The sequence below is a fragment of the Leisingera sp. SS27 genome, from assembly GCF_028368855.1.
GTDB lineage: Bacteria > Pseudomonadota > Alphaproteobacteria > Rhodobacterales > Rhodobacteraceae > Leisingera.
Window position 1 is genome coordinate 629,789 of sequence record NZ_JAQNCY010000001.1, and the last position, 16,621, is coordinate 646,409.

At 64.9% G+C, this 16,621-nt stretch carries 18 protein-coding genes; 10 read left to right on the plus strand and 8 right to left on the minus strand.

What is annotated here, in order from left to right; translation table 11 throughout:
* Nucleotides 1-34: 34 nt before the first annotated feature.
* A complete protein-coding gene (locus N6L27_RS03065) occupies nt 35-427 on the minus strand; it encodes a GFA family protein (protein ID WP_442915722.1) in 393 nt (130 codons plus the stop codon).
* Between the two features lie 398 nt (nt 428-825).
* Nucleotides 826-1,977: a deoxyguanosinetriphosphate triphosphohydrolase gene (locus N6L27_RS03070; protein WP_271906243.1), complete on the minus strand. Its 1,152-nt coding sequence runs from the start codon at nt 1,975-1,977 to the stop codon at nt 826-828.
* 102 nt (nt 1,978-2,079) lie between these two features.
* Here N6L27_RS03070 and N6L27_RS03075 point away from each other — a divergent pair, with 102 nt between their 5' ends.
* A complete protein-coding gene (locus tag N6L27_RS03075) occupies nt 2,080-2,403 on the plus strand; it encodes a HesB/IscA family protein (RefSeq protein WP_039178633.1) in 324 nt (107 codons plus the stop codon).
* 112 nt (nt 2,404-2,515) lie between these two features.
* On the opposite strand, the gene N6L27_RS03080 is transcribed toward N6L27_RS03075, so the two are convergent.
* From N6L27_RS03080 to N6L27_RS03090, 3 genes are all read right to left on the minus strand, one after another.
* Nucleotides 2,516-3,430, minus strand: coding sequence for a DMT family transporter (locus tag N6L27_RS03080; RefSeq protein WP_271905611.1), 915 nt, complete (start codon nt 3,428-3,430; stop codon nt 2,516-2,518).
* Entirely contained in the window at nt 3,430-4,491 is a 1,062-nt protein-coding gene (locus tag N6L27_RS03085; RefSeq protein ID WP_271905612.1) for a DUF6902 family protein, read from the minus strand. Before N6L27_RS03085 ends, N6L27_RS03080 begins: the two co-directional genes overlap by 1 nt.
* 97 nt (nt 4,492-4,588) lie before the next feature.
* On the minus strand, nt 4,589-5,278 hold the full coding sequence (locus N6L27_RS03090) for a DUF6749 family protein (protein WP_271905613.1): 690 nt from the start codon (nt 5,276-5,278) through the stop codon (nt 4,589-4,591).
* Nucleotides 5,279-5,555: 277 nt separating this feature from the next.
* Between N6L27_RS03090 and xth the strand changes: the two genes are divergently transcribed.
* On the plus strand, nt 5,556-6,362 hold the full coding sequence (gene xth / locus N6L27_RS03095; protein ID WP_271905614.1) for an exodeoxyribonuclease III: 807 nt from the start codon (nt 5,556-5,558) through the stop codon (nt 6,360-6,362).
* A 106-nt stretch (nt 6,363-6,468) separates the two neighbouring features.
* Here xth and N6L27_RS03100 read toward each other — a convergent pair whose 3' ends face one another.
* Together N6L27_RS03100 and dksA are read right to left on the minus strand one after the other, a co-directional pair.
* Nucleotides 6,469-7,635: an FAD-dependent monooxygenase gene (locus N6L27_RS03100; RefSeq protein WP_271905615.1), complete on the minus strand. Its 1,167-nt coding sequence runs from the start codon at nt 7,633-7,635 to the stop codon at nt 6,469-6,471.
* Nucleotides 7,636-7,739: 104 nt separating this feature from the next.
* Nucleotides 7,740-8,162 carry an RNA polymerase-binding protein DksA gene (gene dksA, locus N6L27_RS03105; protein WP_039146440.1) on the minus strand — a complete coding sequence of 141 codons (423 nt, stop codon included), beginning with the start codon at nt 8,160-8,162 and terminating at the stop codon, nt 7,740-7,742.
* A 175-nt stretch (nt 8,163-8,337) separates the two neighbouring features.
* Between dksA and N6L27_RS03110 the strand changes: the two genes are divergently transcribed.
* The 4 genes from N6L27_RS03110 to N6L27_RS03125 all read left to right on the plus strand — a co-directional run bounded on the left by N6L27_RS03110 (nt 8,338) and on the right by N6L27_RS03125 (nt 12,202).
* Nucleotides 8,338-9,177 carry an AAA family ATPase gene (locus N6L27_RS03110; RefSeq protein WP_271905616.1) on the plus strand — a complete coding sequence of 280 codons (840 nt, stop codon included), beginning with the start codon at nt 8,338-8,340 and terminating at the stop codon, nt 9,175-9,177.
* A gap of 209 nt (nt 9,178-9,386) precedes the next feature.
* Nucleotides 9,387-10,748: a DUF2927 domain-containing protein gene (locus N6L27_RS03115; RefSeq protein ID WP_271906244.1), complete on the plus strand. Its 1,362-nt coding sequence runs from the start codon at nt 9,387-9,389 to the stop codon at nt 10,746-10,748.
* 48 nt (nt 10,749-10,796) lie between these two features.
* On the plus strand, nt 10,797-10,964 hold the full coding sequence (locus tag N6L27_RS03120) for a hypothetical protein (RefSeq protein WP_271905617.1): 168 nt from the start codon (nt 10,797-10,799) through the stop codon (nt 10,962-10,964).
* 53 nt (nt 10,965-11,017) lie between these two features.
* A complete protein-coding gene (locus N6L27_RS03125; protein WP_271905619.1) occupies nt 11,018-12,202 on the plus strand; it encodes a vWA domain-containing protein in 1,185 nt (394 codons plus the stop codon).
* A gap of 208 nt (nt 12,203-12,410) precedes the next feature.
* Here N6L27_RS03125 and N6L27_RS03130 read toward each other — a convergent pair whose 3' ends face one another.
* A complete protein-coding gene (locus N6L27_RS03130; protein WP_271905620.1) occupies nt 12,411-12,779 on the minus strand; it encodes a hypothetical protein in 369 nt (122 codons plus the stop codon).
* 191 nt (nt 12,780-12,970) lie between these two features.
* Between N6L27_RS03130 and N6L27_RS03135 the strand changes: the two genes are divergently transcribed.
* The 4 genes from N6L27_RS03135 (at nt 12,971) to minE (ending at nt 16,506) form a co-directional block, all read left to right on the plus strand.
* On the plus strand, nt 12,971-14,437 hold the full coding sequence (locus tag N6L27_RS03135) for an alkaline phosphatase D family protein (RefSeq protein WP_271905621.1): 1,467 nt from the start codon (nt 12,971-12,973) through the stop codon (nt 14,435-14,437).
* A gap of 201 nt (nt 14,438-14,638) precedes the next feature.
* Nucleotides 14,639-15,388 (plus strand): septum site-determining protein MinC, encoded by a 750-nt coding sequence (gene minC / locus N6L27_RS03140; protein ID WP_271905622.1) that lies wholly within the window; start codon nt 14,639-14,641, stop codon nt 15,386-15,388.
* Nucleotides 15,388-16,236 (plus strand): septum site-determining protein MinD, encoded by an 849-nt coding sequence (gene minD / locus N6L27_RS03145; protein ID WP_039178665.1) that lies wholly within the window; start codon nt 15,388-15,390, stop codon nt 16,234-16,236. Before minC ends, minD begins: the two co-directional genes overlap by 1 nt.
* Before the next feature lie 3 nt (nt 16,237-16,239).
* Nucleotides 16,240-16,506 (plus strand): cell division topological specificity factor MinE, encoded by a 267-nt coding sequence (minE, locus tag N6L27_RS03150; RefSeq protein ID WP_271905623.1) that lies wholly within the window; start codon nt 16,240-16,242, stop codon nt 16,504-16,506.
* Nucleotides 16,507-16,621: the final 115 nt, after the last annotated feature.

Genomic DNA, 16,621 nt, shown 5'->3' on the forward strand with positions numbered 1-16,621 from the left:
AGACGGGCAGTCCGCCCGCCCTGCACTGTCATGCCTAGGCCGGATGCCCCTGCGACTGCTTTGCCCCGTCGCAGATTTCATACCAGCCGGGTTTCTCGCCCACGAACTCATGAAAACTGTTTCCGGCCTCCAGCACCCCGTCCAGCGCATTTGCAGCAATCGGGAAGCTGTCCTCCTCGGACAGGATCTCCCCCAGCGAGCTGCCGCAGATCCGGCAGAAGCAGCGGCCGTATTTATAAGGCGGCGCAGGCTGATACAGCGCCACCTCCTCCTTGCCCGCAATCCAGTGCAAATCGGCCTTCTTCACAAACACGATGGTGCTGGCCCCGGCCTTGCGGCAGCGGGAGCAATGGCAAGTGCCCATCAGCGCAGGCTGCGCCATTAGTTCGAATTTCACAGCACCACAACAGCAGCTTCCCTCAATCATTCCGGCAATCCTTCTGTTCAATTGAATTTGATGAGAACATTACGGGAACATTTTCTATCAATCAAGCCGCCGCAGCGTGTTGCGCAAAGGCCCGCCGCAGCGCACGCCCCGCTTGCACGGCCTTAACCCGGATCTGCGATTGTCATTCCCGCTGCAGCATTTGGCACGGGTCTGGCACCCCGTGCGAACAGGAGACCAGGCCCCCCAAGACCACTTCCTCAAAAGGTGCAGGGGCGTCACATGGTTGAAGCTTTTGACCGGACCCGGGGCGCGCTGGCGTTCCGGCCCTACCCTCCGCCCCCGTTGGCGGCGCCGCCATCCTTAATCGCCCCGGAAAGGCACCCAGGCAGGACACGCGCAGACAGAAAGACAGCAGATACGGCAGCCGCCGGACGCGTTCAAACCTCGACCTTCACCCCGATCAGCCGCTCATGCAGCTGCAGGGCAAAGCGGTCGGTCATGCCGGCGATATAGTCGGACACGATCCGTGCCAGCGCGGTGCGGCCCTGTGCCGCCGCGATCTCGGCGTGCCAGCGCTCCGGCATGTCCTGCGGGTTGTCCAGGAAATAGGGAAACAGCGCCTCCACCACCTTGGAGACCTTGGCCCGCTTCTCCATCACCGAGGGCGCCCGGTACATGCGGGTGAACAGGAAGGCGCGGATTTCCTTCAGCCCCTCCCAGATCTCGGGCGAGAACTGCACCACCGGGTGATCCAGCGCCCGCACTTCCTCGACGCTTTGTACCCTGGTCTCCGCCAGCAGGGTCCGGGCGGTGGAAATCACATCCCCCACCATCACCCCGAAGAACCGCCGCAGCGCCTCATGCCGGCGGCGGTTCGGGTCGAGGCCGGGATAGAGCCGGTCCACCTCCCCATAGGCCTGATCCAACAGCGGCAGCCGCGCCAGATCATCGTCGCTGAACAGCCCGGCCCGCAACGCATCATGCAGATCGTGGTTGTTATAGGCGATGTCATCGGACAGAGCCGCCACCTGCGCTTCGGCGCTGGCGTGGGTGTGCAGTTCCAGGTCGATGGCCGCATTGCATTCGGCCAGCGCCCAGGGCAGCTCCCCCACTACCGGGCCGTTGTGTTTTGCAATGGCTTCAAGGGTTTCCCAGGTGAGGTTCAACCCGTCAAATTCGGCGTAGTGGCGCTCCAGGCAGGTGACGATGCGGATTGCCTGAGCGTTGTGGTCAAAGCCGCCATAAGGTTCCATCAGCGCATGCAGCGCGTCCTCGCCGGTGTGGCCAAAGGGCGTATGGCCCAGATCATGCGCCAGCGCCACCGCCTCGGTCAGCTCCTGGTTCAGCCTCAGGGCGCCGGCGATGGTGCGGCCCACCTGCCCCACTTCGATGGAATGGGTCAGCCGCGTGCGGTAGTTGTCGCCCTCATGCTCCACAAAAACTTGCGTCTTGTGCTTCAGCCGCCGGAAGGCACTGGCATGGATGATCCGGTCGCGGTCGCGCTGGTACGGCGAACGGAAGGAGCTTTCCTCCTCCAGCACCTGCCGTCCGCGGCTGCGGTCCGGCATCGTGGCATAAGGTGCGTGCAGTTCAAATCTTTTAACCAAAGCTGGGGCTCCACATCTTGCCGCGTGAATTGCACCTTTCTATATAAAGCTTTGCGCTGCAACCTACGCCCGTGGAGAAAGCTGATGAACCTGCCCCCCAAAGTCACCGACCGCGCCTTTGCCCGTCTGGCCGAGATCGGCGCCGCGGACCAGGGCCAGGCACTGCGGGTCGCGGTGGAGGGCGGCGGCTGCTCCGGCTTCCAGTACGAGATTGCGCTGGATGAGGCCAAGGAAGACGATCTGGTGCTCGAAGGCCAGGGCGAGAAAGTCGTGGTCGACAGCGTTTCCCTGCCGTTTCTGGAAAACGCGGTGATTGATTTCACCGAGGAGCTGATCGGCGCACGCTTCACCATCGAGAACCCCAACGCCACCTCCAGCTGCGGCTGCGGCACTTCGTTCTCCATGTAGCCCCGCCGTTTTCCGGCGCGGAAAACGGCCCGGAAAACACGTGTTTTCCGAGCCGGAATTATCGCATAATTCCGGCGCCCCTTGCGGGGCGCGACGGGTTCCGGGTCAGACGTTAAGGATCGGTCCGCAGCCGCCCGGCGACACGCCACCGCATAGCCGGCGCGAACTGGTCCCAGACCAGATACAGGCCGGATGCAATCACGATGGCGCCGCCCAAGTAGCTGGAGGCCGGCGGAAACTCCCCGAAGAACACCGCACCAATGACGGCCATCCAGATGAACTGCAGGTTCATCAGCGGTGTGACCGCATAGGACGCCAGCAGGCGCAGCGCCACCACCAGCAGCCAGCGCGCCCCGAACAGCAGGAACGCATAGGCCGCAGCCCAGCCCACATCCGCCAGCGGCATCGGCACCCAGACAAAGGGCAGCGCCAGCAGCATCGCACCGCACAGCGTGAGGTTCGGATAAAACACCTGCGCCAGCGCATTGCTCTCAACCCGGCCGATAAACCGTGCCATGGTCATGGAAAAGGTGCCGGAAACAACCGCGGCAAATGCCACCAGATGCCCCGTCGCAGAATGGCTGCCGTCACCGCTATGCGGCAGCAGGAACAGCACCCCGGTAAAGCCCGCCAGCAGTGCAATCCAGGCCGCCGGCCGCACCGGCTCCTTCAGCACGAGGCCAGACATCGCCCCCGCCAAGAGCGGCATCAGGCCGATGAACACAAACACTTCAGCAAAGGGCAGGAGCCGGAAGGCGTAGAAGAAACAGACCGCGGCAACCAGCGTCGCCACCGAACGCAACGCCATCGCCCGCGGGCAGCGGGTGCGGAAGCCGCCGCGCTGCCGGGGCATCCTGTCGGCCAGCAGGCAAAAGCCAGCGACCATAGCCCCCGACAGCGCATAAAGCTGTGCCGCCGCATACTGGCCCGCCAGCAGCTTGGTGATCCCGTCAGCGGAGGCGATCAGCCCGGTATAGGCCACCACCAGCAGCGCCCCGCCCAGGGCCTGGTTACGCGAACACGCCATCATGCGGCCCCTGCATTGCCCGCCCGGGCAAATCCCTCGAAGAAGCTTGCGAAGCCGGCACAGCTGCGCTCTGCTGCGCACAGCAGCCCATGCTCTTCCTCGTTCAGCATGGCTTCGGTCCGCGCTTTGACCGCGCTCCAGCCCGGCCGGCCTGTTCCAGCCTCGAAAACGGCTTCTGAAAGGCTTCTCAAGATACTTCCTCCCCGCACCGCTGACACCTGCACGCCCCTTTCGGGTACCGCCTGCCGGAAGGGTTTTCGTCCGGACAGGATCATGAGCCAGTTAACAACAAAATACTCGTGATAAGAATCGTGAAGTCCAGAGAATTCTCGCTCTGATAGAGTAAAGGCGGAAACCTGCCTGTCAAGCCAGCCCTCCCAGGCGGCAGGCGGCTGCTGCCCGCCATAGCGCAGGGCAATGCAAATCTCGGCCAGCAGATCAGCGTTCTGATCGAGAAAAGCCACCAGGCCGGCATACTCGAGACTGGTCAGCGCCGCCTGCGGCAGTTGCGGGTCGCGGCGGCCGTACTCCGACAGGTAGAAGACGATGTGGGTCAGCTCGTATGCGGCCTTTTTGTTCGGAATGGCAAAGGTTTCGGGACGCGAGATGAAGGCACGCAGCCGGTCATCCAACCCGTCGTCCCGCAAGACAACACCGCGGCGCGCCAGCAGGCGGCGGGCCTCGGCCCGCTGAAGGTCGGACAGTTCGGCTTGCACCAGGCCCTGCGCTTCGACCCATTCCGCCAGTTGCGCGCCAGCTTCACCGGGCAGGCCCAGATCCTCCAGATCCAGGCAGATCGACAGGATGAAGCGGTAATATTGGCGGAAGAAACTGATGCGCCGCGCCGCACCGTCATAGAACTCCTGAAGCGGTGCCAGGGCCTCAGCGGCAACATCGGCCCCGGTGCATTCCAGAATATTCAGCAACTCGGCGTTTTCCTTGAGCCAGAACACATCCTCCTGCGGGCGCCGCTGCGTGGCAAAGCTGCCAATCAGCGCGGTTTGCGCAGCTGCCCGGGACTGGCGGGCGGCGGATGAGAAGAACGGAATGATCTGGGCCATGAAAACCTCCTGCGGGAAAGGGCGGCGCGGCAAGGGCGGCTCCGGATGCGGAACCGCCAAAGGTCAGGGGCCGGGAGGGAAACCGGCCCCGCTCAGGTCAGCTGCCCGAGGAGAACAGCCGGGTTGCGTCGCCATCGCTGGTGCGGGCTTCTGCCGCCGGCGCAGAGCCGGAGGAAAACAGATGCGTTCCCTCGCCTGCATCAGCCTCAGCCGTTGCCGACGGAGCCGAGCCGGAGGAGAACATCTCTACACCTTCGCCCGCGCCTGTTCCTGCCTGCGCTGCCGGGGCCGAACCCGAGGAGAACATTTCCGTCAGATCACCCGCAGCAACCTCAGATTGAGCGCAAGGTGCAGAGCCGGAAGAAAACATCTGCACCAGATCGCCTGCAGACGTGTCTGCCCGGGATGCAGGCGCGGAACCGGAGGAGAACATTTCCACCAAGTCGCCGGCCGTGGTTTCGCTGCGGGCCGACGGCGCCGAACCGCTGGAGAACAGCCCGGTTTCACCGCCTGCCCAGCTCTCTGCCATCTGCGGCATGGAGCCGGAAGAAAACAGCGATACGCCCTCTCCTGCTGACATATCCGCGGTGCATTCGGGTGCGGAACCGGAAGAGAACATCTCTGTTGCGCCGCCTTCGAACAGGCTGGCGCCTGCGGCCGGACGGGTGGCGTGGATGGCTTGGATTTTACGCTGAGCAGTCATGTTGGAACCCCATTCGTTAAGGACAAAAGGCTCCTTGACGCTGGCACGGGTGCCGCGCAGCGCAAACAGAAAATGCAATTTCACATTGTATTTTGTAGTTTCAATTACTTTAACTTCAAGCTGCTATTTTTTGCGCAATTTCAATTATTTCAATTCATCCACAGGATATGCACCGCGTTATTCACACGCATATTATTGCAAAGTAAAGAAACTCAACCCTAGGGGTATTTTTCACCCATGCAAAACGCCAGCATCCGGCGGCGTCAAAGGTGATTCGCGATTCGCGCATCGGGCTTGCCCCGGGGCGCTGATTCAGCGATAGATCGGCCCCGAATAAAGAATTCTGCGCCGGAGACAAGCCATGAAAATCGCCACTTTTAACATCAATGGCATCAAGGCCCGGGCGCAGGCGCTGCCGGACTGGCTGGATGAGGCGCAGCCCGACGTGGTGCTGCTGCAGGAAATCAAGTCAGTGGATGAGGCCTTCCCGCGCGAGATCTTCGAGGAGCGCGGCTATAACGTCGAAACCCATGGGCAGAAAAGCTTCAATGGCGTGGCGATCCTGTCGAAGCTGCCGCTGGAGGACGTGACGCGCGGGCTGCCCGGCGATGACAGCGACGAACAGGCCCGCTGGATCGAGGCCACGGTTGTGGGCAAGCAGGCGATCCGGATTTGCGGCCTCTATCTGCCCAATGGCAACCCGGTTGAGCTGGAGGCGGACGGCAGCCCGGTGGCGGGCGGCAAATACGCCTATAAGCTGGCCTGGATGAACCGGCTGAAGACACGCGCAGAGGCGCTGATGGCCGCGGAGATGCCCGCGCTGATGGCCGGGGATTACAACATCATCCCGCAGACCGAGGATGCCAAGCGCCCGGAGGCCTGGCGCGAGGACGCCCTGCACCGGCCGGAAAGCCGCGCGGCGTTTCAGCGGATCGTCAACCTGGGCTTCACCGAAGCCTTCCGCGCCCGTCATCAGGGGCCGGGACATTACTCCTTCTGGGATTACCAGGCCGGCGCCTGGAACCGCGACGACGGCATCCGCATCGACCATTTTCTGCTCACACCGCAGGCCGCCGACCTGCTGCGGGACTGCCAGATCGACAAAGACGTGCGCGGGCGCGAAAAACCCTCCGACCACGTTCCGGTCTGGGTGGATCTGGACATCTGAACGCTGCCCGCGCCGCGCATCCGCGCGGCGCTCCGCCCAACGGGAGCGGTTCATTTTCAATGAAACTGCGACGGGCGGGAGCCGCGCCTGTCCGCCTCTGCCCTCCTCAGGCGGTGACGTCGTGGCGGTAGATCCAGTCGAACTGGCTGACCATGCGGTCCGGGGCAAATCGGCCGCCCAGTTTCAGCACCTGATGCGCAGGCCAGCTGAGCGGTGCGCGCAGATGGTATTTCCAGGCGTTGTTGCTGGCGGCCTGCACCACCCTTTCTGCCCGATCCCGGCGGCGCTCCTGGTACATGGCCAGGCCGGAAGCCATTCCCGCGGCTTCCTGCAGGGAGCGCGCCAGCACCCAGGCATCCTCCAGCGCCAGGTTGGCGCCCTGCGCCATGAAGGGCAGGGTCGGATGCGCGGCGTCGCCCAGGAGGGCAGTGTTTTCGCCGTGCCAGCGCTCCGCCACCGGATGGCGGAACAGCCCCCAGAGCAGAACCTCCTCCACCGCGTCCAGCAGTGCCGCGGCGCTGCCGCCGAAACCGCGGAAGGCCGCGCGCAGGTTGACCGGGTCGTCCTTGAGGTTCCAGCCCTCTTCGGCCCAGGCCCGGCGCTCCTGCACTGCAACCAGGTTCATAAGGCTGCCATCGCGCAGGGGATAGGCCACCAGATGCCGCCCCGGCCCCATGAACACCTGCGCCTCCGGCGGCAGATTCAGGTGGTTGGGCACCGTGGCGCGCCAGGCAACCTGACCGGTGAAGAAGGGCTTTCGTTCCCCGTTCAGGGCCACCCGGGTTTTCGAATGCAAGCCATCTGCGCCCACCAGCAGATCACCGCTGCACTGCGCACCGTTGCTGAGGTGAACCAAAGGCTGCGGTCCGGGCTCAACCCGGTCGGCCTTTTGCAAAAGCCGCACCTGCACGCCTTCGCGGCGCGCCGCGCCGGCCAGGATGCCGATGAGGTCAGAGCGGTGCACGAAGTAATAGGGCAGTCCGGCGGCATATTCATCCAGATCCAGCCGCAGCACCTGATTGCCGCGCCGGTGGCCGCGCAGCACCACCGCGCGCGCGCGCTGCGAGCACCAGGCCAGATCATCGGCCAGCCCCAGCGCCTTCAGCACCTTGACCCCGTTGGGAGTGATCTGCAGCCCCGCACCGACCTCTGAGATTCTCTCGGCCTGCTCCAGCACGGTGACGGATGCCCCGAAGCGGCGCAGCGCCAGCGCTGCGGCCAAGCCGCCGATTCCGGCGCCGATTACGGTTGTTTTCAGGCCTTTGAGGTCCATGGGGGTCCCGCAGTTTCTCCGCCTGCTCCCAATGGAACAAAAAACGCCGGAGCAAAAGGCCCCGGCGCTCATGTTTGTCGCGTTTTTACCGCAAAAATCAGCGGTTAATCGTCGCGGTGAACCTTTTCGCGGCGCTCGTGGCGCTCCTGTGCTTCCAGGCTCATGGTGGCGATGGGACGCGCATCCAGGCGCTTCAGCGAAATCGGATCGCCGGTCACTTCGCAGTAGCCGTATTCGCCCTCGTCGATGCGGCGCAGAGCCGAGTCGATCTTGGCGACCAGCTTGCGCTGGCGGTCGCGGGTGCGCAGCTCCAGCGCGCGGTCAGTCTCTTCGCTGGCACGGTCGGCGACATCGGGAATATTGCGGGTGCTGTCCTGCAGCCCCTCAATCGTGTCGCGGGTATCCGCCAGCAGGTCCTGCTTCCATTCCAATAGCTTGCGTCGGAAATACTCAGTCTGCCGTTCATTCATGAACGGCTCATCTTCAGCCGGTCGGTAGTCGTCCGGCAGAAACACTTCTTGCTTCATTTCGGCTCCTTCGGTCTGGCCCATAATGCTGGTCATAACCTGTACCTCAACATTTTGGCTCCCCCTCTGCCGCAGCGTTTATCCCTATCGGACAGGAATGTCACTACACAATAGTGGCGCTGTTTGGTTAAAACCGTGATAACAAGACGGCAACCACGGCTGACACGGGAAAGATATGCGATTTCAGGGCACTAAGGAATATGTTGCGACCGATGACCTTAAGGTTGCGGTTAACGCGGCGGTGACGCTGGAGCGGCCGCTGCTGGTCAAGGGGGAGCCCGGAACCGGCAAAACAGAGCTGGCCAAGCAGGTTGCAGAGGCGCTGGGGCTCAGAATGATCGAGTGGAACGTGAAATCCACCACCCGCGCCCAGCAGGGGCTCTATGAATACGATGCCGTCAGCCGCCTGCGCGACAGCCAGCTGGGCGAAGAACGCGTGCATGACGTGAAGAACTACATCCGCAAGGGCAAGCTGTGGGAGGCCTTCGAGGCGGACGAGAAAGTCGTGCTGCTGATCGACGAGATCGACAAGGCCGACATCGAGTTTCCCAACGACCTCCTGCAGGAACTCGATAAGATGGAATTCCACGTCTACGAGACCGGCGAGACCATCAAGGCGAAGCACCGCCCGATCATGATCATCACTTCCAATAACGAAAAGGAGCTGCCGGACGCCTTCTTGCGCCGCTGCTTCTTCCACTACATCCGCTTCCCGGATGCGGAGACGATGAAAAAGATCGTCGAGGTGCACCACCCCGGCATCAAGGAAGCGCTGCTGACCGCCGCGCTGACCCAGTTCTACGAGATCCGCGAGACGCAAGGCTTGAAGAAGAAGCCCTCCACCTCGGAGGTGATCGACTGGCTGAAGCTATTGCTGGCCGAAGACCTGAGCCCGGAGGATATTGCGCGCAACGGCGCCGATGCGCTGCCGAAACTGCACGGGGCGCTGCTGAAGAACGAGCAGGACGTGCATCTGTTTGAACGCCTGGCGTTCATGGCGCGCGGACGGCGCTGACCGCAGGGGCCTGCGGCACAGACCGCCAGCACCTTGGGGCGGGCGCATTTGACGGCGCCTGCCTGTTTCGCTTCAAATCGCTGCCGCATTCCCCTATCAGAGTTAGCAGGGCCAGGCTGCGTTAGCCGGGCCGCTAGGGAGACACCTGAGTGCCCGTGGACGCAGCAATTGAACCGGTCAAGACCCTCCGCCGCGGCGGACCCCGCCTGATGCAGGCGGCTACCGGCGTTCTGGCGGCACTTGTGCTGGCTGCCTGCACCGCTCCAACGGCCCGGGTCGAGGCACCGACCCGCGCCGCCGCCGCGCCGCTGGCGCTGCCGCCGGTCAAGGTCTTTGCCGCGCCGCGTCCGCAAGCCCCGCAGCGCGCCAATGCGGAGATTGCCCGCGACTTCCTGGATCTGCATTTCCAGCTGGAGGGCGGCAGCACCCTGCCCCATTTCACCCGGTTCGAAACGCCAATCACCCTGCGCGTCACCGGCGCGCCGCCGCCGGGTTTCAACCGCGACCTGTCCGCATTGCTCAGCCGCTTGCAAGCCGAAGCCGGGATTACCATCCGCCGGGTCGCATCCGTTGACGCCAGCATTACCATCCAGGCCGTCACCCGTGCCGAGATCCGCCGCGCCCTGCCCAAGGCGGCCTGTTTCGTGGTGCCCAATGTCTCGTCCCTGGCGGAGTACCGGCGCAACCGGCGCAGCCCGCGCACCAATTGGGCGCTGCTGCGCGAGCGCAGCCGGCTGGCGGTGTTCATTCCCAATGACACCAGCCCGCAGGAGGTGCGCGACTGCCTGCACGAGGAGCTGGCGCAGGCCATCGGCCCGCTGAATGACCTGTACCGGCTGCCGGATTCGATCTTCAACGACGACAACATGCACGCGGTGCTGACCGGGTTCGACATGCTGATCCTGCGCGCGACCTATGCGCCGGAGCTGCAAACCGGCATGACCCGCGCGCAAGTGGCCGCCCGCCTGCCCGCGATCCTGTCCCGGCTGAACCCGCGCGGGAATAGCGTTGCGGCCTGGCCGCTGCCGGCAACCCCGCGCGCCTGGTCTGCCGCCTACGAACAGGCACTGGGGCCGCAGACCGCCCTGCGGGAGCGGCTGCGCGCCGCCAACAGGGCTGCGGAAATCGCCCGCGACCTGGGCTGGAGCGACCACCGCCGCGCCATGAGCCACTATACGCTGGGACGGATGCTGCATATCCGCGAGCCGGAGCTGGCACTGCGGCATTTCCTGACTGCTCAGACCTATCTGGAGGCGCAGCGCGGCACTGCCATCCATCAGGCCAAGCTGGCGGTGCAGCTGGCCGCCCATGACGTGGCCACCGGAGATGGCGCGGCAGCCCTGGCCCGGCTGAAGCCCGCTGCGGCTACGGCGGCGGCGCATGAAAATGCCGCGCTTCTGTCCACGCTGCTGATGCTGCAGGCAGAGGCCCTGGACCTGCAGGGCAAGACGGTTGAGGCACGCCGGGTCAGACTGGACAGCCTGGGATGGGCACGCTACGGCTTTGGCCCGGACTGGGTGGTGGAGGCCCGGCTTGAGGAGGTTGCAGCGCTGCGGCCCGCCGGCTCCTGATGCGGCCTGCAAGAGACAGATCCTGAAAGACAACGGACGGAAAGAACCATGATCGTAATCCTCGGCGTTCTGCTGGGCGGCCTGATCGGCGCCCTTAAGGCAAAGAAACGGGGCGGCAACACCCTGGACATGCTGCAATACGGCGCTGTTTATGCCATCCTCTTTGGCGTGCTCGGCCTGCTGGCCACCATCCTGACCCACCGGGTGCTGGCCTAGCGCCCGCCCTCACCCGAACGCGCCAGCTTACCCCTGCCGGAGACCCTTCCGCGATGTTCCAGCCCTTCTTCGAAAACCTGCGTAAGGCGTCGATTCCGGTCAGCTTGCGCGAATACCTCACCTTTCTGGAGGGGATGAAGGCGGGGCTCGCCACCTATGACATTGAGGCATTCTACTTCCTCGCCCGCGCGGCGATGGTGAAGGATGAGCGCAATATCGACAAGTTCGACCGCGCCTTTGCCGCCACCTTTGAAGGGCTCGAGGCGATCCCGTCTGAGGCAGTCATGGAGGCCGTGGACATTCCGGAGGAGTGGCTGCGCAAGATGGCGGAGAAGCATCTGAGCGCGGAGGAAAAAGCCGAGATCGAGGCGCTTGGCGGGTTCGACAAGCTGATGGAGACGCTGAAGGAGCGCCTCAAGGAGCAGCAGGGCCGCCACCAGGGCGGCAACAAGTGGATTGGGACAGCGGGCACCTCGCCCTTTGGCGCCTATGGCTACAATCCCGAGGGCGTGCGGATCGGCCAGAAGGAAAGCCGCCACCAGCGCGCGGTCAAGGTCTGGGACAAACGCGAATTCAAGAACCTTGACGGAGATGTCGAACTGGGCACCCGCAATATCAAGGTCGCCCTGAAGCGGCTGCGCCGCTGGGTGCGTGAAGGCGCACATGAAGAACTGGACCTGGACAATACCATCCGCGCCACCGCCGAGCACGGCTACCTGGACGTGAAGACCCGGCCGGAGCGGCACAATGCGGTGAAGGTCCTGCTGTTTCTGGATGCGGGCGGTTCTATGGATCCGCATATCCAGGTGGTGGAGGAGCTGTTCTCGGCTGCGCGCGCCGAGTTCAAGCATCTGGAATACTACTACTTCCACAATTGCCTTTATGAAGGCGTCTGGCGCGACAACCGGCGGCGCTGGAACGAGAAGACGCCGACGCATGAGGTGCTGCGCACCTACGGGCCGGATTACAAATGCATCTTCGTGGGTGATGCCTCAATGTCCCCTTATGAGATCGCCTATCCCGGCGGTGCAAACGAGCATTGGAACGAGGAGGCCGGCCAGGTCTGGCTGCAGCGCGCGCGCGAGGCCTGGGCTTCACACCTCTGGATCAACCCGGTGCCGGAGAAATACTGGGACTACACCCATTCGATCGGCATGATCCGGGAGATCTTCGAGAACCGGATGGTGCCCATGACGCTGGACGGGCTGGAACGCGGCATGCGGGAGCTGAGCCGCTAAACTCCATCGCCTCCGACACCGCAGATCTCCCGCGCCTGCAGGTGCAGCGGCTGGCGCCGCCACCCCTTGGCAGCCTTGGGCAGGGCATTCTGCCTGCCTTGGGCAGGCAGAATGCGCGCCGGACCAGCAGGTCCGGCGCCGGGCCCAACCGGGAGGTTTGCATTTCCAATGCAGGCCGGCCGGGCGGGAGGGCCCTCTTTGCAATCCTTCAGCCAGCCCACAGCCCCCAGGCGCCCAGGCCCGCAACCGGCACGAACAGCCAGCCCTGGGGCAGCAGGCGGTAACCTGCCCGGCGCAGCAGCGGCAGCAGCAAGCCAATCAGTGCTGCCACCGCCGCCATAGCCGTCCCCGCCAGCGCCATCCCGGCTGCCCCGCGGGCGCCGAGGAACAGGAACAAGGCCATCAGACCAAGAAAGCCGGTGACCATATGCCAGCACAAAAGCATGGTTTCGCGCGCTGCGTCGGGCAGCTGCCGGTCCTGCGCCAGCGGCCGGGCACACTCGCGGCCGCCCGCAACGGCATGAACCAGCATCCATAGGGCAGCCAGGGCCGCAGCGCCGAGAAGGCTCCATTGCATCTCAAAATCTCCTTAAAAAAGACACCCGCAGCGGCCGGGGCAAAGGCGGCACTGGACATAAGCAGGCATAGTCAGACCACGGCAGCACCGGTTGAGCCATGGGCAATTCTGCCGCAGACCCGGGCCATGACCCAGCACAATGCCGCCAGCGGTTGAATGCAGCGCAGGGCGCACCTAGGTGACGTGGCGGTATGAGCAGCATCACCCGGACAACAGGCCCTGCCAGCGGACCCGCCGTGAACGCAATCACCGGCCCCATCCTGATCCTCGATGATCTGCGTGATGGCCGGATGGTTCTGTCTGCCCTTTTCATTGCCCCGACAGGCGCCATCCTGCCGCCGCTGCTGCTGGAGGATGGCGCAGCGCAGCCCGAGCCGCTGGCGGAAATCAGCGCCTGCACGGTGCTCAGAGCGCGGTTCAGCCTGCCTGCGGACCGGCCCTCTGCCTACCAGTGGAACGGCACCCGCTATGCGCTGGCCGGCGGTTTTGGCGGCGGCCTGCGGATCGCCTATGCCTCCTGCAATGGCGAGGAGCATGGCGACCTGGACCGCGACGGCGCCGAGCGTAACGCGATGTGGGCGCGGATGGGCGCGGAGCATGCGGAACAGCCCTTCTCGCTGCTGCTGCATGGCGGTGATCAGGTCTATGCGGATGAGGTGACACATGGACACCCCCTGAGCGCAGACTGGCCGGACCGCCTCCCCCGCGATCCTGCACCCGAAGAGCTGAACAGTCTGCGCCGCCACCTGCGGGAGGGGTTCCTGAAACGGTATCTTGCGGTTTATGCCGCGCCGGAATTTGCCTGGATCGCCGCCCGGGTGCCATCGCTGATGCAATGGGACGACCACGACATCTGCGACGGCTGGGGGTCCTTGCGCCGTTCGCGCACCTATTCCCCTGTCGGCCAGACCCTGTTTGCCGCTGCGCGGGAGGCAGCGCTGCTGTTTCAGCACGGCTGCTGCGACGGGGACCTGCCTGCCCGCTTTGCCGACCCCGAAGGCAGCCACCTGGGCTGGCGCATCGAAGCGCCGGGCCTGCGGCTGCTGGCCCCCGACCTGCGCTCGGAACGCAGCCGCCGCCGGGTGATGGCGCGGGGCGGCTGGCGGATGATGAAGGCAGCGGCAAAACAGAGCTTTGCCGGGCGCAGCCTGATCCTGTCGAGCGTTCCGCTGCTAGGGCCGCGGCTGTCGCTGCTGGAGCTGCTGATGGTGCTCACGCCGCGGATGCAGAAATACGAGGACGACCTGCGCGATCAATGGCAGAGCCGGGCGCACCGGGCCTCGTGGCGGCGGATGCTTCGGCTGGTGCGGGACATGGCGGCCCAGGACGGCCAGCAGGTGACAGCCCTTTCCGGCGAGATCCACCTGGCCACGCGCGGCGAGATGGCGCTTGGCGGCGGCAAGCTGCTGCACCAGCTGGTGGCCTCGGGCATTTCCCACCGGGCGCCGCCGCGGGCCTGGGCCAGGGTGCTGGGGATGCTGTCTTGGCTGGGCGACGCGCCCCTGCCCGGCCACCCCATCCGCATCCGCAAGATCCCCGGCCAGTCCGGGCGCTATGCCGCCGAGCGGAACTATCTTGTTCTGGAGCGCAACGGTGAAACCTGGTCTGCCGCATGGGAGCTGGAAACCTCCGGCAGGTCTGCGCCCCTGGCGCTCTAGGCACCGCGCCACTGCCAGGACGGCAACCGTTTTCTGCGCAACCCCAGGCAGATCATCTGCGGAAATCCGCCGCCAGGCATGGCGGCAGGCGCATGTCCGCCGACCCTGACCGGCTGCGGTTGAACGGCCTGCCTGCCTGGCGCTACCCAAGGGGAAAAGCCGCGGCAAAACAAGGCCGCCATTTCCGAGCAGGAGCATCGCGTGAGCGTGCCGCATCAAGACATCAAACCGCGTGGCAGCGCCCCTGCCGCCAGCGTGAAACCGTTCCAGATCCGCGGGCGGTATTTCACCGCGGTCGCCTTGCGCCCCGAAGACGGGCCGCTGGACCAGGCGTTCTATGCCGCGCTGGACGCGCAGCTGCGCTGGAGCCCGCATTTCTTTGACGGCGCGCCGCTGATCCTGGATCTGGCGCAGGCTCCGGGGCTGAGCCGCCCTGCCGAGATCCGGGCGTTGGCCGACAGCCTGCGCAGCCGCGATCTGGCGGTCTTCGGGGTGCAGAACGCCACCCCCGCACAGGCCGCTGCGGCAGAGGACGCGGGGCTGATCACGCTGGCGAGCGGCAAGGACGCGCCGCTGAACACCGGCCCCGGCACCCGCCGGGAAATCCCCAAGAAATTGCGCCCGCCCCAGAACGTTGTGATCACCCGCCCGGTGCGCTCCGGCCAGACGGTGGTGGCGGAGGGCGGCGACCTGGTGGTGGTCGGGCCCGTCAGCTCCGGCGCGGAGCTGATCGCGCGCGGCAATATCCATGTCTACGGCCTGCTTCGAGGCCGCGCGATGGCCGGCGCCGAGGGCGACGAGAGCGCGCGCGTCTTCTGCCAGCGGCTGGATGCGGAGCTGCTGGCAGTGGCGGGCCTTTACCGGACGAACGAGAATTTGGAGCCGGAGCTTTTGAACCGCGCAGCACAGGTATTCCTGCGCGACGGCCGGCTGTGTGTGGAGGCACTGTAATGAGCAAGGACCTGACATTGGAAGAACCGCTGGGCAAGGTGATCGTTGTCACCTCAGGCAAGGGCGGCGTCGGCAAGACCACAACCTCGGCGGCGGTGGGCGCTGAACTGGCGCGGCGCGGGCACAAGACGGTGGTGATCGATTTCGACGTCGGATTGCGCAACCTGGACATGATCATGGGCTGCGAGCGCCGGGTGGTCTTTGACTTCATCAACGTCATCCAGGGCGACGCCAAGCTGAAGCAGGCCCTGATCCGCGACAGGCGGCTGGAAAACCTGGCGGTGCTGCCGACCTCGCAGACCCGCGACAAGGACGCGCTGACCAAGGCGGGCGTCGAGAAGGTGCTTGATGAACTGCGCAAGGAGTTCGACTATATCATCTGCGACAGCCCGGCAGGGATCGAGCGCGGCGCCCAGATGGCGATGCATTTTGCCGATGAAGCCATTGTGGTCACCAACCCCGAAGTCTCCTCGGTGCGCGACAGCGACCGGGTGCTGGGGCTCCTTAACAGCATCACCGACCGGGCCGGCAAGACCGGCGCAGAGCCGGTGAAGGCGCAGGTGCTGATCACCCGCCACGACAAATCCCGCGTCGACAGCGGCGAAATGATGACAGTGGAGGACGTGCTGGAGGTTCTGGCGGTGCCGCTGCTGGGAATTATCCCCGAGAGCAAGGCGGTGCTGCGCGCCTCCAACCTCGGCGTGCCGGTGGTTCTGGATGACCCGTCCGCAGCCGCTGCCGCCTATGAGGACGCAGTGGGCCGTCTGATCGGTGAGCAGATCGAAATGCGGATTGCTGCTGATCCCCGCCGCGGCTTGCTGCAGCGGCTGTTCCGGCGGGCGGTGTAAAGAATGTTCGGATTTTCCCTGCGCCCCCGCAAAGCGGCCTCTGCCAATACAGCCAAAGAACGGCTGCAGATCCTGCTGGCGCATGAGCGCAGCGGCAGCGGCGGCGCCCGCCCCGACTGCCTGCCGCAGCTGCAGCGCGAGATCCTGGAAGTGATCCGCCGCCACGTGCAGATCGGCGACGAGGCGATCGACATCCGCATGGAGCGCGGCGACGAGCTGTCGAGCCTGGAGATCAATATCGAGTTCCCGGGCAAACTGGGAGTGAACTAGGGCCGGGGTGCCCCGGGGCGGCCGGCAGGCGGCCCCCACTGTTGAGCAAGGGGCTGCCATCCGGCGGCCCCGGGCATTTTAGGAAAATCCGGCGCAGAGTCCCCACCCCTATCCT

What these genes read in the sequence shown, in the direction of transcription:
- N6L27_RS03100 (WP_271905615.1), bottom strand. Translation starts at nt 7,635, where the DNA reads ATGGACCTCAAAGGCCTGAAAACAACCGTAATCGGCGCCGGAATCGGC.
- N6L27_RS03075 (WP_039178633.1), top strand. Translation starts at nt 2,080, where the DNA reads ATGAACCTGCCCCCCAAAGTCACCGACCGCGCCTTTGCCCGTCTGGCC.
- dksA (WP_039146440.1), bottom strand. Translation starts at nt 8,162, where the DNA reads ATGAAGCAAGAAGTGTTTCTGCCGGACGACTACCGACCGGCTGAAGAT.
- N6L27_RS03110 (WP_271905616.1), top strand. Translation starts at nt 8,338, where the DNA reads ATGCGATTTCAGGGCACTAAGGAATATGTTGCGACCGATGACCTTAAG.
- N6L27_RS03125 (WP_271905619.1), top strand. Translation starts at nt 11,018, where the DNA reads ATGTTCCAGCCCTTCTTCGAAAACCTGCGTAAGGCGTCGATTCCGGTC.
- N6L27_RS03080 (WP_271905611.1), bottom strand. Translation starts at nt 3,430, where the DNA reads ATGGCGTGTTCGCGTAACCAGGCCCTGGGCGGGGCGCTGCTGGTGGTG.
- N6L27_RS03135 (WP_271905621.1), top strand. Translation starts at nt 12,971, where the DNA reads ATGAGCAGCATCACCCGGACAACAGGCCCTGCCAGCGGACCCGCCGTG.
- N6L27_RS03085 (WP_271905612.1), bottom strand. Translation starts at nt 4,491, where the DNA reads ATGGCCCAGATCATTCCGTTCTTCTCATCCGCCGCCCGCCAGTCCCGG.
- minD (WP_039178665.1), top strand. Translation starts at nt 15,388, where the DNA reads ATGAGCAAGGACCTGACATTGGAAGAACCGCTGGGCAAGGTGATCGTT.
- N6L27_RS03120 (WP_271905617.1), top strand. Translation starts at nt 10,797, where the DNA reads ATGATCGTAATCCTCGGCGTTCTGCTGGGCGGCCTGATCGGCGCCCTT.
- minE (WP_271905623.1), top strand. Translation starts at nt 16,240, where the DNA reads ATGTTCGGATTTTCCCTGCGCCCCCGCAAAGCGGCCTCTGCCAATACA.
- N6L27_RS03065 (WP_442915722.1), bottom strand. Translation starts at nt 427, where the DNA reads ATGATTGAGGGAAGCTGCTGTTGTGGTGCTGTGAAATTCGAACTAATG.
- N6L27_RS03130 (WP_271905620.1), bottom strand. Translation starts at nt 12,779, where the DNA reads ATGCAATGGAGCCTTCTCGGCGCTGCGGCCCTGGCTGCCCTATGGATG.
- N6L27_RS03115 (WP_271906244.1), top strand. Translation starts at nt 9,387, where the DNA reads ATGCAGGCGGCTACCGGCGTTCTGGCGGCACTTGTGCTGGCTGCCTGC.
- xth (WP_271905614.1), top strand. Translation starts at nt 5,556, where the DNA reads ATGAAAATCGCCACTTTTAACATCAATGGCATCAAGGCCCGGGCGCAG.